The sequence below is a fragment of the Robertkochia marina genome (assembly GCF_004799345.1).
GTDB classification, from domain to species: domain Bacteria; phylum Bacteroidota; class Bacteroidia; order Flavobacteriales; family Flavobacteriaceae; genus Robertkochia; species Robertkochia marina.
Map to the genome: position 1 here is coordinate 81,997 of NZ_SSMC01000002.1, position 17,034 is coordinate 99,030.

General features: G+C 45.1%; 8 protein-coding genes. 4 read left to right on the forward strand and 4 right to left on the reverse strand.

Features of this window, described 5'->3' with window-relative positions; genetic code table 11:
- The first annotated feature begins 173 nt into the window (after positions 1–173).
- Genes E7Z59_RS06890 through E7Z59_RS06900 form a run of 3 tightly spaced genes read left to right on the forward strand, consistent with a single transcriptional unit; the run spans position 174 to position 8,266 of the window.
- Positions 174–2,567, forward strand: a complete 2,394-nt coding sequence (locus E7Z59_RS06890) for a TonB-dependent receptor (protein WP_136335588.1) — start codon at positions 174–176, stop codon at positions 2,565–2,567.
- 3 nt (positions 2,568–2,570) lie between these two features.
- Positions 2,571–7,931 carry a fibronectin type III domain-containing protein gene (locus E7Z59_RS06895; RefSeq protein ID WP_136335589.1) on the forward strand — a complete coding sequence of 1,787 codons (5,361 nt, stop codon included), beginning with the start codon at positions 2,571–2,573 and terminating at the stop codon, positions 7,929–7,931.
- Positions 7,928–8,266, forward strand: coding sequence for a hypothetical protein (locus E7Z59_RS06900; RefSeq protein ID WP_136335590.1), 339 nt, complete (start codon positions 7,928–7,930; stop codon positions 8,264–8,266). Before E7Z59_RS06895 ends, E7Z59_RS06900 begins: the two co-directional genes overlap by 4 nt.
- A gap of 98 nt (positions 8,267–8,364) precedes the next feature.
- Here E7Z59_RS06900 and E7Z59_RS06905 read toward each other — a convergent pair whose 3' ends face one another.
- Positions 8,365–10,581: an APC family permease gene (locus E7Z59_RS06905; protein ID WP_136335591.1), complete on the reverse strand. Its 2,217-nt coding sequence runs from the start codon at positions 10,579–10,581 to the stop codon at positions 8,365–8,367.
- Between the two features lie 459 nt (positions 10,582–11,040).
- Between E7Z59_RS06905 and E7Z59_RS06910 the strand changes: the two genes are divergently transcribed.
- Entirely contained in the window at positions 11,041–13,236 is a 2,196-nt protein-coding gene (locus E7Z59_RS06910; RefSeq protein ID WP_136335592.1) for a DUF5916 domain-containing protein, read from the forward strand.
- 234 nt (positions 13,237–13,470) lie between these two features.
- On the opposite strand, the gene E7Z59_RS06915 is transcribed toward E7Z59_RS06910, so the two are convergent.
- From E7Z59_RS06915 to E7Z59_RS06925, 3 genes are read right to left on the reverse strand one after another with little or no spacing between them, the layout of a single operon-like run.
- The gene (locus E7Z59_RS06915) at positions 13,471–14,454 is read right to left on the reverse strand and encodes a DUF6206 family protein (RefSeq protein ID WP_136335593.1); all 984 of its coding nucleotides are present in this window, start codon (positions 14,452–14,454) and stop codon (positions 13,471–13,473) included.
- Between the two features lie 10 nt (positions 14,455–14,464).
- Positions 14,465–15,751 (reverse strand): class-III pyridoxal-phosphate-dependent aminotransferase, encoded by a 1,287-nt coding sequence (locus E7Z59_RS06920; protein ID WP_136335594.1) that lies wholly within the window; start codon positions 15,749–15,751, stop codon positions 14,465–14,467.
- The gene (locus E7Z59_RS06925; protein ID WP_136335595.1) at positions 15,751–16,980 is read right to left on the reverse strand and encodes an Ntn hydrolase family protein; all 1,230 of its coding nucleotides are present in this window, start codon (positions 16,978–16,980) and stop codon (positions 15,751–15,753) included. Before E7Z59_RS06925 ends, E7Z59_RS06920 begins: the two co-directional genes overlap by 1 nt.
- Between the last annotated feature and the right edge of the window lie 54 nt (positions 16,981–17,034).

Below are 17,034 nucleotides of genomic sequence, written 5' to 3' on the forward strand. Positions count from 1 at the left end.
TCTTATTGTTATGATATAAAGTCCATGCTGCCGACTTTTCACTGAAAATTCATGGCTATACCTGGAACACTGCTTTTACGTCTTGAAAATCAATTTTTTAGCTACATTAATTGACTTAATATAGAAAATATTCTATATTTAGAATTATGTTCCATACCCCGGAACATCGAATTATGAAGTCTATTTTTTTGATCATCCTCTTCACAGTGGGGTTTTCATGGGTTTTACGGTCGCAGGCTTTTCAATTAGACAAGCTGGGTAAAGAAAAATGGTTGAAGTATCGTGGCAGTTTCCATGCCGGAGGAATGTGGTACGAGGGGCCGGGAGATCGGGATCCTTTCGGATACCTGATACAGGGCAATCTGCAAATTACTGTTGCCGGGATGTTTCACATTCCCTTTTCTTTTACCTATACCGATCAGGAATTTCGGGTGCCATCACCTTTACGATTGAATCGCTTCAGTCTGAGTCCGTCTTACAAGAACATCAGATTTTACCTGGGCGACGCTGCCATGAGTTTTATGCCTTTTACTTTAAACGGGCATCAGTTTACCGGAGGCGGTTTGGAGTGGCAGGGAAATAAGGGGTGGTTGTTTTCTGCCATGTACGGACGCCTGCTGAAAGCGGTACCTTGGGAGCCGGAAAACCCTTCTCTTAAACCTGTTGCAGCGCGATTTGGTTACGGAGTTATGACGGGTTATGCCCGTGGCAAATGGCACCTTAAAGGCTCTCTATTTACTGCTAAAGACAAACTGCCTGATGAAAGTGTTGATATGCATAATTATCCTTTACCTGAACAAAACCTGGCGTTGGGTTTTCAGGGCAGGTTTACATTTTTCAAGAATGGAACGTTTCTTTTTGACCTGGGAAGGTCAGAAATTTTTTATGAGGAGTCGGGGTTAGTGCGATTAGATTTTCTTAAGGTTGCAGACAGCCTTCAGTACCGGCAAACATATAAGGCCTTAAAACTTCAATTAAATTACCCGGCCCTTCGCGGTGGATTTGGGGTGGTTTATGAGCGTACAGATCCCGGCTACCGAACTTTCGGGGCTTATTTTTTTAATGCAGATTTTGAAAACGTCCATCTTACGGTCAACCAATCCTTGTTTAAAGGCAGGGTGCAGTTGGGACTCCGGGCCGGGGTACAGCGCGATAACCTTGATGGGGCTAAGAACACTACGTTCAGGCGCCTGGCAAATGCTGTGAACCTTAATTATAAGGTGTCTGACAACCTCAATGGTCAACTGAGTTATTCCGGGTTTAAAAGTATTACCAATACCAGAAATCAATTTGATGTGATTAACGGGACTACCGGTTTGGAATCCCTGGACACGCTTAATTACCGGCAGATCTCTCAACAAGCCGGGCTGATGCTTCATTACGATCTACCCTCTTCTTCCGGGCCAAAAAGGTCGTTTATGGTTTCTGCAAACTATCAGGGCAACCAACAGGGGGAACCGGCAGCAAAAGGGAACCACCACTTTTACCAGGGAAGTTTGTCGTACCGTTACAATAACCCTGAGAAAAAACTGCATTTCAGTTCATCACTGCAAGCTTCAATAAATCAAAATATTTCTTCGGCCTATATCATCATGGGGCCGGGGACAGAGGTGGGGAAGTATTTTTTAGAACAACGGCTCAGAGCAAGATTCGGGATCTCATATAATTTCAGTCATCAGGATACGGGCCTTATGGGAAACGTGCTCAATATGAGAGCGCATGCAGCCTATCGTATGGGTCGTGGCCATTCGGTGAATCTTTCAGGAAATTACCAATACCGGCATACTGATAGGCATACCCGCAATGATATGACTATCAGATTGCAGTACGGGTATACCTTTGATAATTTTCGCATTGACCTTTCTCCTGATACCCATACCGGTATTTCAAAGGCCAATACCATTACCACCTTAAAATTTAAATACCGCTACGTACTTTATTCGGGCACCATTCCTGAGATCAATCAGCAAATAGCTCTTGTGAGCAGAGAACCTGTGTTTTTGAGGTTGCCGCCCTTTGTAAAAGCAGACCTGGAATTGCTGAAGAGCAGGTATATAACATTACAAAAGAAAGGACCCTATAAATTTCACGCCCTGAATTACCTTACTGCTCTATATACCAACGGAGATCTTCTGGAGGCCTATTATAACCTGGTAGACAGGGTGATCAGAAAGCTAATTCACGATATGAAGAAAACCGACCTCGAACTGGAGCGCAGATATGTGATCGGGCTTCGAGAAATGCAGGAGTTTGAAAGAAACGGAGGAGATGAAAAGATTCCAGCCATTTTTAAGGAATGCCGGGATCGGTTAAGAGGACATCGGTGGCTGGAAGAACAGCTTCGAACCTATGACGGGATCCGGCCGGGGAAAAAACTACCAGCCCTTTTAAAAACCTATATCGATGCCCAACTCAATGTGAATTTCCGAAATCTTAGTTCGGGGGTACCTCCCGCCGATCTGGAGGGAGCGGCAGAAGTTGCCCTGATCGATCACTGTTATACCTGGTCCTTACAACATACAAAAAACAGGAAGGTAGCCTTGCGCTATCACCAATTGAAACCTTAAACAATGATAAACAAAGCATTTTGTATCCTGGTCTTATTCATTTTTAGTTATGCACATAGCCAAATATATCCTGTTACGGCTACCTGGCAGATCGATCCTTCCTCTATTTCCGGGTTTGCTAACCTTGCGGGGTATGCAAATTATCAATACCCTCTTGAACTGGAATTGATCCTTAATGATCTGAGCATATCAGAAAGAAGGGTGGTTTTAAAGGTAAGTATGCAGCGTTCAGGGTTGGATCTGCTAAATAGAAATGAAGCAGGGAGTGCTGAAGTGGTTTTAGAAAGTGGAGTACCCAAATGGATCTCAGGGGAGGTGCTATCTCATTTCTTTCAACCCCATCAAATTTCAGCTGCTTACGACGCAACATTTACCGCTCCGTTTCCGGAAGGCCACTATACGATTTGTGTAGAGGTGATCGATAAGCTAAGTGGCAAAACCCTCTCTAACAGATCATGTGTTAGTTTTTATGCGTCCCGCCAGGAACCACCGGTATTACTGATACCTGAAAAAAACAGTAAGCTCATGGTGAGTACGCCCCAGGGTATTCTTTTTCAGTGGATGCCCCGGCATGCTGTGAACCCAAACCTTCGGTACCGGTTCAGGCTCACAGAGATCTGGGATCATACACAGGATCCTCAGGCAGCTTTTCTATCAACCCGACCCATCTTTGAAACGGTAACTCCCCATAACAGTTTCTTATACGACTTTAATGCTGTTCCCTTATTGGAAAACAAGCGTTATGCCTGGCAGGTTACCGTTGTGAGTGGGCAGGAAGAACTTCCCGTGACCAATTTTTCAAACAGAGGTGAAAGTGAGATATGGTGGTTTGAACACGTAGCTCCCTGCCGGGGTGTTACCGATGTGGCTCACCTGGTGAAAGGTAGACATCAGGTTAATATCTCATGGACAGATACGGGCAGTGATTGGGCCACCTACATGGTAAGATACCGCAAAAAAGGCAGCAACCATGAGTGGTTTCATGCTTCAACCTCCTTTAGTGCCATCACCCTGTGGGGCCTGGAAGGAGAAACGGCCTATGAGTACCAGGTATTCAAACAATGTGAATTGTCAACTTCAGAATACAGTTCCTTAAAGGAGTTTGTTACCGGGCAGGTAAATACTGAAGAAGACCTTTATGATTGCGGTATTGCCCCGGCATTGAATGTAAAGGCAGAGGTGCCCCTGCAACGATTGCAGCCCAATGAAACCTTTACAGCCGGCACGTTTTCGGTTACTGTGTTGGAGGTTCAAGGAGGTGAAGGACGGTTTTCCGGCAGGGGAGTGGTTACCATACCCTACCTGGCTAATTTACGGGTGGCGGTAACGTTTACTAATATCTATATTAACCATGACCGTCAACTGGCAGCCGGAGTGGTACAAACCATCTACGATAAAGGGATGACCAATATTCTGGATGTCGATGAGGTGATCGATGTGGGGGAAGATCTTGTTGACGAAATAACAGGGCATGATCATCACATGATAGGACCTCTTGCAACAGACATCAATGATGAGGATATCAGGGTGGAAGACGGAAAGATCATAATTGTAACTGCCGATGGCAGTGAGGTTGTATTTGATCATGATGAGGGCGATGTTACCCTGGTGACCGACGCCAGCGGAGATCAATGGGAGGTGAACGGGAACGGAGAGATTACCCGTGTAGGTATGGGAGCGTCCGGTGGACCGGTAACGGCTGTAAATACCGAAGGCGTGGTATATGACGAGGAGGGAAGACCAAAAATCACAGCTGTACAACCGGCCATGGGGGCAATGAAATTCTTTGAGGGGGAAGAAAGTCGGTTTGCCCTGGACCAGGCTGACAATGAATGGAAAAAAGCCCGCTACCCAAAGCTTAAAGCTCCCAATCAAAATGATCACTATCCGATTCATAAGGCGGTGGTAGCCGGAAAGGAAGAGGTGTTTTATGCCGCGACCACCCCGGCATTTGATGAAAACATCGAAAACCTGCTGATCAAAACCATGGAAGGAAGGGCCATCCCTTTGGAAGTTGTGAATGATACCCTGTTTAAAATCACCTTGAGCGGACTGCAGGGTTACCTTGAAGAACAGGCCCTGATTTGTGTAAAGGAACCGGAGGCTGATAAATACCGGGTGCTCTCAACCTTTTATATTCATCACCTAAAGGATCAGGGAACCATTCCATTAACCCTCGTTGAAGGCAGGCCGGGAGCCATCACTTCTGATTTTCCTGAAGTTTTAGAAGAGGTGTTCGGAAAGGTAGGGGCTGAGTTTAGCATTAACTATTCAGGGGTGTTTCTCCCTGAAGCTTCTCTCTGGGATATTGAAAATGAAAATGGCTTGCTGGATTACCATGGAAGCGGCTTACTGGCCGATTATCCCAAGGAGTTCCAGGCATTTCATCGGCAATTTATTCGCTCTTCCTTTTTCTCAGAACCGGATGATTACCACCTGTTCTTTTTGAACGGTGCTTTGAATAATACAGGTGGGGTAGCCGGATTTATGCCTCCGGGAAGGCAATGGGGATATGTGTTTTCAGATGGGAGTCCGCAGGAAAAACAAAGTGCTGCCGCTATTGCGGTCCATGAGATCGGGCATGGGGTATTCGGGTTAGAACATCCGGAGGAGGCAGACCGTTCCGGTTTGTTAATGTCTCAGGCAACAGGTATAGACCTGAGTTACCTGGACTGGCAGCGTATGAATGAGAACCGGCCCGTAACGGCATGGTTTGATCCGGATGAGGAGAAAGAGATCGGGGGAAAGATCTGGTTTACTCCCGACTGGACACCCTTCAGGGTCCCGGAGACCAGGGTGATCAGTTCAACTCCAATGGCAGAAGTTCAGGAGGGCACTATTCCCGGGTTCAGAGTCAATGACATCTATTATCATGCCCGGATGGGCGAAGCGGGTTTCTCAGGTTATAGTGATGATCATGGGAATATATACGAGATCACCCCTGTTAAGAACCTGGCGCCGGAAGACACGGTTTATTTATTTCAGTATAAGGGCGGATGCGGGCATAACCGATATTACAAGGCTGCATATGGAAGCGTGCAACAGGATCTGCCTGCCCCTGACCTTTCCGATCAAACCCGCTACAGCTATGTAGCCACCATTCCGTGTGAAACTTCTTCTACCGGAAAAGATCTCTTTTCTGAAATGATATGTGAGGCTGCTGATGAGGTAGCGGTGGATGCTGACCTGGTTACTTCACTTGCCCGAGACCTTGAAACAGCCCACCAGAACCGGGAGTCTTTGGGCAGTGCGTCTATGAGTGCTAAGGGTACTTTTTATCATTTACTCAATTTTGATCAGGAGCACAGTACGGTTGATCAGCAAATACTGGAAGACCAATTGTTTCTGCTGAAAGCCCGGACAGGAATTAATTTTTACATCTATCGTTACGATACGACAGGACAAGGGCATCTTGCTTTTCCGGGAGCGGTCGCACAAGAGCTCTTAGAAGCCATCCCTTCCCTTAAGCAGGGATCGTCAATCCTGATCCTGGCCGGAACCAACACCCTTACCGCCTCAGATGGAATGCGGGAATGTATTCGTGTAGGGCTGGGTGCTTCAGATGACTCCTTGCTCCCTGCGAGTCTGCAGCTATTCTCCGCCGGACGGGACCTGAAAACATTGGTGTCGGCAATTTTCACCTCCCTTAAAAAACCATATAAAATACACCGCTATTACCTGAAGGCCAGTGGTGAAGTGATGCATACCGTACAGGCTTCAGGGGAAGGGCAGGAGGTGAGTGGCCTACCATTTATCAATGCGGTTAACTTTTACACCTCTCCGTTCCTTGATGAAATAGAGAAGCAGCAATGGGTCATTGGCGAGGCTGAGGCCCGGGAGAAGGAATTAGAGGGGACTCCCGAAAACCTGGAAAGGTTTCGTGCACTGAGAACTGAATGGACAGATGATCTTAACCGATTGCAGCTTCGGGCCATGGAAGAGGATGAGCGTGCTCTGATCTCCGACGGATCAGATTATTGGGTAGCGCACCATTCTTCCCTGGGTGTATTAAGGCAAGGGTTGCTGGATAATGATACCCTGGTAAATGCCTATTATGCTTCTTCAAGAGGAGTGGAGGCAAGGTTGGCACGATGGAAAATGCTTTTTGGTACGGCAACGCTTGAACCGGATCAGTTTTACGACTATGATCCCGCCGCCATTGTTGATGATGCCGTTTACACCACCCTCGATCTGATGTCTGTGATCCCCCATCCCTATGCTGAGGTAGGGGCAGAACTAACGGGGTTGATCTATGCCGGGATGCGGGGCGACCTCACCTCGGCGGTCATGTATAGTACTTCCTTATTGGTGCCTTACAGCGGAGTGGTTAAAACTGCACTTTCTTCCGGAGAATCCGGTGTAAAAGGTTATGCGGTATTTGCCCGGATGGAAGGGGAGGAGATTGTTTTTCAAACCAAAGGAGTACAGGAAGCCCTGGAGAATGAAGTACAGGTTACCTCCATACTTACAGGGCACCGGGAGGTGGCCGAGAAGATCGAAAAGAACGGCTTTGAGGAACTGGCCGATATTTCCGGGATTCGGAAACTGTTGGAGGGACTTGATGCGGTAGTAAGTGCCCGGAATTTAAAAGACATCGAATGGACCTTGATGCCAGACTGTTTTCAGTGTAAGCGCTCTCCCCTGGAGTTTTGGGATGATACTTCGGTGAACAGGGTGCATTATCTGCAGGATAAGTATTATATTAAGCATGATCTCTCGACCGGGGAGCTCCTGGTGGCCGATATGGATTCCCGGGAAGTTATTGCATTTTATGAAGGGTTAGAAAATAATGCCGTGGTAGCTAATGCTTCTTATGCGGAGGTGATCAGGGTTTCCAAAAGGTATATGGGCAGGGGAGAGCTGCCGGTAAATATTACGATTAATACCAGCAACAAGGCAGAGATCGTAAGTACTCCCGGGCGGTGTACGACCATCATTGGCAATTACGCGGTATATCCGCATGGTGCCGGAGACATGAAGGGTCTCAGTGCAGAATTGCTGTTGAAGCTTACTCACCTGATGTTTGATGGCCCCTGTAATAATGGCTTCAATATTTTAAATGTGGCCAGGGCCGTTTTTGAGGGGGCAGCAGATTTCTGGGAGGAGTTCAATAAACCCTGGCTGCTGAAAGCCATAGAACGGGGAGATGTGATCTATGCCGCTACCGACCCGATGGATCTGGGGAAGGTTGTTAAAATTGAACCACAATACGAAATAGAATCGATTCAAGATTTAAAAAAGTATTTAATCAATTTAGATGACTTTTTAGTTCCTAACAATCTAACCGGGTTTGGAAAAGAATTGAAGTTGCTATTTGAAAAAGGATATATCTTCGATGTAGAGACAAAAACATTCTTGAAATGAAAATTCTAAATGGGTATTTTGAATCTGAGCACATTAATGAATCGGAACTTCATGCTGGAGGCGAGGTCATAAATCAAAGGTATAATTACTTATTTCTAAATGAAGATGGTAGGTTTTGGGCTAAATCATCTATTAAAAAATTAGCACCTGTATCAGGTGATTGTCAGCGCGAATTGACTGGAAATAGAATTTTTAAAATAGATGGTAATAAATTGCTTTTAAAATTTGATGCCGAGAAAAAGTATCAAACTATTTTGAAATTTAAAATCTTATCGCCTACTAAATTAATTGATCACCTCGGGTATAAATATCATTTTCACTCCTGGAATGAATAGATGTTAACAGTTTGCTTCCGGGGAAATTAGAATTATCATTTAAAGTCAGAAGTTTAAGAAAAGAATCCGGCGTAGTGGTAGGTTAGTAATTGAGTCGTTTATTCAATAAGCTTATGCTTATAAGAATTCACAAACAGAATATTACCAAGATCTTCGTATCCCTCAAAGGCCTCGACTCCCAATAACCTCAGACTATCTTCATGGAACCCCATAATGGTGAGGCCGGCATTGACAGAATGGGCGTTGATGATCGATTTATAGGATGTCCCTTCTTCTTCAACAAGGATCTTGATGTTTTGAGGGGTAATGGGAAGTCGACCCTTCTCGATCAGGTCGTTCATCTGCTTGTTCACCTCAGCAACCTCTTCCGGTTTGCAGATATCAAAAATTCGGATATCAGAATTTCTCCAGTTGGGGTGCCCCAGAAGTATAAAGCTCAATATGATCATCAGGTTGGCATTTTCGGCATCGGTCGTTTTGATCCAGATATGAATACCATTCTTAAAGATGATGGGTTTACGGCTGGAAGCCAGGATGCAGACGTCAAAATTACCCGAGTTGATCAACTTAAAATTATCAATGATATCTGCCAGTTCTTCAGGCTCCTCTTTGTCGTACTCCAGGATGAGCATATTGTTTTCCATTCCGGAAATACTCGGTATCTGTATGGCATGGGCAATGGCTGAGGTGTAGGAGGGAGAAATGATGGTGTCTATATACACATGGCCGTCATCTCCGTAATTATGGATCAAACGGGTTAGTTCTTCATTTGATCGTTCGAAGGTCGATTTTGAACAATACTCTTCTATGCGATGTAAATAGGTGCCGAACCCGTATTTATAAGAGATCCAGTTGGTCAATCTAAAAGCATTATCACGGTCAAAGGAGTTCTTGGATAAGCAGATCACACTGGGGCGCCAGTCGGTAGCCGAACGTACTACCTTTCTTTTTTGAAGGTATAATTGCAGGTTCCGGTTGACCTGGAAGATGGTGTTCGTAAAAATAGAAGAAATACCTTTTCGGTGGCGGTGAATATTATTGATGTAAAAGTAAAGTAAGATCATGACCGCAAAGGCGAAGAGGCCGTAGACCACACTTATTTTGAACATGACCCAAACCGAGGTAATGGCCCCTATCAGGGAGATATACCATTTGGATTTGAATGATGGCCGGTAGGAGGGGGAGGAACCAAAATGATTGAGAAAGGAGATCAGACAAAGCGATCCGTAGGTGATCATAAAGAACATGGAAATGATCTGAGCCACGATATCCACATTACCTAAGATCACAAAGACCATCGCGATCATGCAGGTCACCAGGGAGGCATTAAAAGGTTCAGCGTCCTTGTCTCTTGATCGGCTTAGCCAGCCGTTAAATTGTTTAATTGGAAAGGATTGATCGTTGGCGAGGGCCTGTAAGGTACGGGGAGCAACCATGACCGAACCCAGGGCCGAGGAAATGGTAGAGGCGGCGAGCCCCAGAGGGATGCATAACCAACCCCACAGGGCGATCTCGCTCATGACGAATTGATTCCCGGTCAAGGCTTCAGGGGAGGCCGAATTGGCAAGCTTTAATGAGATGAACAGGTAGATGATCATTCCTAATATGGTAGCGGTTACCGTTCCGAAAGGGATCGACCTCGATGGGTTTTTCAGATCGCCCGAAAGTCCAACCCCGGCGGTCATCCCGGTAAATGCCGGGAAAATGATCGCAAAAACCAGGTAGAATTGTTCGATATTTCTAAATTGAGCATTGGCCAGGTCGAAGTCCACCTCGTTCCCTGACGACGGGTCCCCAAGGAAGAACAGGACGATGGAAGTAGCAAGGATGGCTACCACAAAATAAATGGCTTTTACCCCAAGGTTGGCTCCCTTCTTCAGGATCAATACCGACAAGAGCAGCATGACCGGAACACTAATGGCCTGACGGGGAAGGATAAACCCGTGGTGCTGCTCCAGGTAGTCGAAAAAGAATTGAAAGGTTTCAGTAAAGGCGATCACGTAAAAGGCTACGCTTATAGCCTGAGACAGGTAAAGCGCTATGCCAATGGTAGCCCCGATATTTAAGCCGAAAGAGCGGGAAATGATAAAATACTCGCCCCCGCCTTCTACCCGCTTATTAGTGGCAAGCTCAGAAATGGCAAGGGAAGTGGGTATGGTAACCATATGACCAAGGATCAAAATAAAAATGACCCCAATAAAGCCGACAGTACCCACGGCATAACCAAAACGAAGGAAGAGGATAGCTCCTAAAATGGTCGACATTGCCGTGAAAAACACCGGTGCAGTGCCAAATTTTTTTACCGTCTCAGCCATGGTAAGCTTATTTGAAAGTTTATTTAATAAAACGGTGATCGATCACTTCATCTTTGTGAAAAATGATGATGTTAGCCGTTTTTAGTACCACTCCTGTAGGATGCTGATGTAAGACAGCACTGCATGTAGCACTCATTAATGGGTAAGCCGGGAACTGTATACCTACAATGTAGCTAAAAACCGACAATTAATTGGTATAGAGCAGATAAAGAGCCTGTTTTTCTTCATGGTTGTCAATAATGCAGGCTCATCCGCAAGCCTTTTGCCAACCGAGGCCTGGTAAGGGGCGGCTAACTCACATTGCCTCTCGATACACCAAGCCCAAGGCGTGGCACTCGAGGTGACGCATTCTCACTCTCACACTCGTCCCTCAAACTCGTTCCCGTTCCCCTAATTTTAGCATTTATTTAACGGGATTATCCAGTAAATTTAGGCCTCCCTAACAAACGCATGCTATTAATGAGATCTCTACTATCCCTTTTTCTACTCTTTCCGTTATTTTGGGTTTACGGTCAGCAAAATGACAAAGTATTTACGGTGAAGTATACCCAAACTCCCTTTAAGATCGACGGGATATTAGATGAGGAGGCCTGGAAGGAGGCAGAGAGTGCTCATGATTTTATGCAATACTTTCCTACTGACAGTGTATTGGCCAAGCGGCAAACCGATATTAAGATGATGTACGATGCCAATACCCTCTACCTGGGACTTCGATTGGAGACGGCCGGAGATGAATATGTGATCCCTTCTTTACAGCGTGACTTCAGAGCCGGAGGAAATGATAATATCAGTTTGATCTTTGATACTTTTAACGATGGTACCAACGCCTTTTTATTCGGTATCAATCCTCTGGGAGTACGCCGGGAAGCGCTGATCTCGAATGGGGGGTCAGATCTTGACGGGTTTACCACCTCCTGGGATGTAAAGTGGAGAGGGGAGACGCGTATCTATGAAGATCATTACACGGCGGAGATCGCCATCCCACTGAGCTCATTAAAGTTTAAGAACGGGGAGACCCGCTGGCGATTTAACAGCTATCGTTTCGATATGCAGGATAATGAGCGCAGTACCTGGTACCGGATTCCACAGAACCAGCTTATTTTTAACCTGGCTTTTATGGGTGAGATGCACTTCGAAAAACCCTTACAAAGGTCCCGTACCCCTATAGCCCTTATTCCTTATTTGAATACCAGGCTGAGCAAAGACTTTGAAACCGGCAATTCCTTTGAAGATTTTAAATTCGGAGGTGATGCAAAAATACCGATCGGAGGCGGATTAAACCTCGACCTTACCCTGAATCCGGATTTTTCTAATGTAGAAGTAGATAATGTGGTGGTAAACCTCACCCGTTTTGAGATCTCCCTGCCGGAAAGAAGACAGTTCTTTATAGATAACAGTGACCTTTTCGGCACCTTTGGTGACAGCCGTGATATGAATCCTTTCTTTTCGAGACGTATCGGGATCGCGACCAATGCCGATGGGGAAACCATTGAAAACCGAATTATAGCAGGGGCCCGGCTCAGTGGAAAGATCGATGAAGACTGGCGAATAGGTCTGATGAACGTGCAGACCGAAGAGGATACAGAAAATGAGATCCCCTCGGTGAACAATACCGTGGTGGCATTGCAGAAAAAAATGTTCTCCCGCTCCAATCTAAGCTTTCTCTTAGTAAATAAGGAGAGCTTTAAGGATTACGAATTTTTAGATCCGGAAGATCGTTACAATCGCGTGGTAGGACTGGATTATAACCTGGCCTCCTCTGATAATTCATGGGTGGGTAAATTCTTTGCCCACAAATCATTTGCCCATAATATTGGCGATGAGAGTTATTCCGGAGGAATTAATCTAAGGCACAATGCTACCAATTTCTCCTATGGAGTAAGAGGGAATTATGTAGGGAACGATTTTCGCTCAGACCTTGGGTTTATACGTCGTACCGATATTGTATCAGCCAGACCATTTGCTGAATATACCATCTGGAGGAGAGGAGAGAAGGTAAACAATTACCGTTTCAGGGTGAGTCCGAATGCGATCTGGAGACCCGGGCTTGATTATCAGAATACTGATTATGCGGTTTTTAGTTCGCTCAATGCTGAGTTTACCAACCAATCTGAATTTTCGGCCAGAGTGATCAACCGTTTTACCTATCTCACCGACCCCTTTGACCCTACCGGAGATGATGATGCCTTGCCGCTACCGGGTGATGTGGGATACTATTACAACAGTTTTGAGATGGAATACCGTTCTGACCGCCGTAAGGTACTTTCCTATAACCTCCAGCCGAACTATGGCGGATTTTATAACGGGGAACGATTTTCTTTTGAAGGCGGACTCAATTTGCGTTTACAGCCTAAAATGCTCTTTTCGCTTAATGTGAATTATGATCGTATTGACTTGCCTGAACCTTACGGAGATGCCGACATATGGCTTATTGTACCCCGAATGAACTTCACCTTTAGCAAGTCAGTCTTCTGGTCTACCATTATTCAATACAGCAATCAATTAGATAACCTGGGTATTAACTCACGCCTGCAATGGCGTTTCGCGCCTCTTTCTGATCTCTTTTTGGTGTATAATGACAACTACTTCGTGAATACCATCATGCCTAAGAACAGATCGCTCAACCTGAAGGTAACGTATTGGTTGAATATTTAGGTAGGCAGGGAAGCAGGTAGACGGGTAGGCGGAGGGCCGAACAGTTATTAGGAGCGAACGGCTGTAAAAGGTCTGGTAGACCTTTTACAGTGTGCTGCCAGCTGGAGCGATGGGTCTGAACCTTTAATAGTGAGGAGCCGGGTGGTGCGCTGGCAGGTGAACCTGAAGTTTCAATATTCAAATCCCAAATTCCAAAGCGTATTAGCTAATTTCTGCAAACTGCAAACTGCAAAATCACCTCTTGATCTTTCCGGGCAATGTAAACTCATACCTTCGGCCTAATACTCTGGAATTAATAAACCGATCGGCACGACGAAGTGCTAAAAACAGTTTCCAGATCAACTTATCATTTTTATAATATTGCTTCACCTCCTTTTCGGTTATTCTTTTTCCTTCAAGAAATTCCTTGCCTTTGGTGTTTACGATATTCATTAAGCCGGGAATCAGGTCGGGACGTTGTTCTTTGTAGAGATTGGCCAGCAAGTCAACAGCTACCAGGCGAAAGTCATAATATCTATCCATGACCTCCTGCAGGAAAAACAGTTTAAGGATCCACCGCAAGGGCTTAGGGGCACTTTGTAAGAAAAGCAAGGGGTTCATTTGTTCCTCCGATCGTATTCTCAACATAGGAGTACTTGTGTCTATGAAATAAAGCCCGGGTTGTTCATATAAAGGTTTTTCAGGATCAAAATCCCGTATGGCCCAGTTCGAGATCTGGCTGTCAAGTCCCAGTAGCTGTTCAGGATACTTCCTGTTATGATCCCAAAGCTTAACCATACTTTGCACGACCTGCTTAAAAAGCAATTGTATTTCTTTATCCGTACGACTGTGCAGCAGATTATTACCAATGGATCGTTCATCAAGGCGTTCCTGCGCCAGGTAAGCAACAAATAATCCATTATGCCCCTTAACATACCAGGCATCACTTTCAGGAGTTTCAATACCCAGTAATGAAAGTTGTTGGTTGTATTCCCGGTAAAGACCACAATAGTGTCTTGCTTCCTTTTCAGAGAAGAACAATGGTAACCGCTTAAAGGCATAGGTTTTAAATCCAGGCACGTTGAAACTAATGACCGTACTTATTTCACCACAGCCAAGAACGATGACCGGGATGTCTGAATTCTCCGGATGTACAGGATCAAAATTATCTTCGAATTTCTGTAGAAAAAGGGGGATATCCTGGTTAATGGTCAATAATTGAGAGTCTTGTTTTGCCATGGTCAAGCATCTATTTTCTGAAAATATTACTCATGGATTCTTTTACCCGGTAAGCCGCGCTGTAAAATTTCAGCTTACCAATGGCCTTATCGATCTTATCAATGATCTCATCAACCTGTTCTTTGGTAATGATAAGGGGAGGTAATAGCTGACATACCCTTTTGTCGTTATTGGCATAAAGGGCAAACATGCCGCAGTCATAGGCGGCCTTTGTGAATAATGGGCCGTGTTTCTCTTCGTGAAAAACGATGCCGCTCATTAAACCCAGCTGACGAAATCCGGCGATGTATTTTTTATGTTTCTTTTGAAGGCGTTCATATCCCTGCCCCAGGTATTCTGAGATCTGGTTAACATGGTGGAGAAACTCTGGCGCCGCACTTTTTTCCAACACTTTCAGAGCTACCTCGCAACCAATTTCTGAACCTCCGAAAGTGCTTACGTGGATAAAAGGATTCTTATGAAAGAACGTTTCAATAGGCTCTCTTAATACGGTGGCTGTTATGGGGTATATGCCCCCGGACAACCCTTTGCCGAGTACCACCATATCAGGGATGATATCAAAATGCTCAAAGGCCCAGAGCTTTCCGGTTCTTCCCAGTCCGCATTGAACTTCATCAATAATGAAAAGCGTACCTGTTTCAGCGCAGTGTTTGCGCAATTCCTGGAGATATTTTTTTTCAGGGATAGCAATACCCAGGGTAGCAGGAATGGTTTCCATGATAAAAGCAGCTGTTTCCGGGGTAATTGCTTTTCGGGCAGCATCTAAATCTCCGAATGCCACCTGCTTATAGGCTGATGAATTTTCTCCGAAGGGTGTGCGGTATTGTGCATCTCCTGTGGCCATGGCAAGTCCGGTATGACCGTGGTAGCCTCCTTTCAGACTGACGATATTATTGCGTTTGGTGTACCCCTTAGCGAGCTTCAGCGCAAGATCTACGGCTTCTCCGCCACTCACACCAAAAACACTATAATTAAGGTCGCCCGGCATGAGCTCAGCGAGCTTTTTACCAAGGGCGGCGCGCTGACTGCTGATCAAATGATGATTTCCGATATCAAAATTTTCTGTTGCTTTGATCATAGCATCTATGACCTCCGGATTTCGGTGCCCAAGATTAAAAACGCCTCCGTTGCTGTGGCAATTTATCAAGGTTTTCTTCCCGGAGATATCAGTGATGTATGCACCCCGGCGTTCACCTATAATAAACTCCATGCCATATTCTTTAAAAGTGGCAGCCTTGCCGTAAGAAACGTGGTTTTTGAAGTCGTTAATGATCTGGTTTTTTTCGGCTTTTCCCATTATGGTGTAACTATTGATTGTCCGGTTAATGTATGGATTTGCTGTAGATAGGTCTGCTCCATTTCAAAACAACGGCTGCAATCGGCAACCAATTGTTCCGTAGTTTTATTTTCGAGATCAGAATATATGATATCCAGGAATTGCGCCTGCAGTTCATCACGTAAGGATTTTACCTCCTTGTTAAAAATGACCTTGTTCCTGACTAAGAATTCAGCAACGCTCCTGTTGGTTTTAAAGTAAGCTAAAGCTCTTTCCGGACTTCTGAATTGATGAAAGGCGTTGTTGTTTGAAAGTACTAACGGTTTAAACAGAGAAACACAGGGGTTGGGAGAAGAGGTTACCCAGGTGATGATCTTATCTTTATAATAATGCACAATCATGCTTGAAGTGGTTTCCGATTTTACGATGATTCCCGGGTGCACACAGATCGATCTCATACCTCTTTTCATTTTGTTATCGGCGCTTATATGTGAACGCAGGATACCAAAAACTTCATTTACTCCTTTATCCAGATATTTGATCTGTTGGTGCGTATAGTCTTGGCGAAAATCACCTTTGGAGAAAAAGGTATAAAAGGAGTTTTCCAGATCCTTCTTTAGGTCGGTTCCTCTAAAGGCATGACTTGCCAGGTTGTAATCTTTACGAAGGGTATAACTATTGCTTATGGAGGCACACTCCTTAACTTCTTTTCTGACCCAGTTTTTTCCTGAGCTTTCAATCACATAAGCCCTATGGAAGTCTTTAATAAGAAAACTGTTGTGATATTTTAAAGAGCCCGAGTAGCTTCCGTTACCTCCTTGTCCGCAGGATTCTAAAACACTCGTAATGATCTCAGCAGCTTCGGTAGCTGTAGCTCCATTGTGAAGGGCCAGCCGCAGGATATCCATACCCAGTATACCATCGGGAATCAAGGGTTCTTTAGAAAACACTGCCTCATTTCCAATACATACTCCTTTTTCATTGACCCCCATTTCGGCACCCCAGATCCATGTGGGGCGCGAGAGAATGGCTTTATAGGGATGATCGTATTTTGGGATCAATCTCTTCAGAGCCTCCAGTTGGGGGGTGTATTTGGGCAGGCTTTCCGTGAAAAATGTATTGTCAAAATGGGGCTTAACCTCATCTGTAATTTCAATGATCTGTGGTTCACCGGGATCCCGATCCGAATTTTTGGCAAAAAAAGATTCATCTTTTTCGATCTTACTAAAAAAGGTAAAGGTATCACACATAATAGAGCGCTCTTAGTTCAAGGCTGGGGTAAAATATACCCAAGGATTTATTGA

What these genes read in the sequence shown, in the direction of transcription:
- E7Z59_RS06890 (WP_136335588.1), top strand. Translation starts at nt 174, where the DNA reads ATGAAGTCTATTTTTTTGATCATCCTCTTCACAGTGGGGTTTTCATGG.
- E7Z59_RS06895 (WP_136335589.1), top strand. Translation starts at nt 2,571, where the DNA reads ATGATAAACAAAGCATTTTGTATCCTGGTCTTATTCATTTTTAGTTAT.
- E7Z59_RS06900 (WP_136335590.1), top strand. Translation starts at nt 7,928, where the DNA reads ATGAAAATTCTAAATGGGTATTTTGAATCTGAGCACATTAATGAATCG.
- E7Z59_RS06905 (WP_136335591.1), bottom strand. Translation starts at nt 10,581, where the DNA reads ATGGCTGAGACGGTAAAAAAATTTGGCACTGCACCGGTGTTTTTCACG.
- E7Z59_RS06910 (WP_136335592.1), top strand. Translation starts at nt 11,041, where the DNA reads ATGAGATCTCTACTATCCCTTTTTCTACTCTTTCCGTTATTTTGGGTT.
- E7Z59_RS06915 (WP_136335593.1), bottom strand. Translation starts at nt 14,454, where the DNA reads ATGGCAAAACAAGACTCTCAATTATTGACCATTAACCAGGATATCCCC.
- E7Z59_RS06920 (WP_136335594.1), bottom strand. Translation starts at nt 15,751, where the DNA reads ATGGGAAAAGCCGAAAAAAACCAGATCATTAACGACTTCAAAAACCAC.
- E7Z59_RS06925 (WP_136335595.1), bottom strand. Translation starts at nt 16,980, where the DNA reads ATGTGTGATACCTTTACCTTTTTTAGTAAGATCGAAAAAGATGAATCT.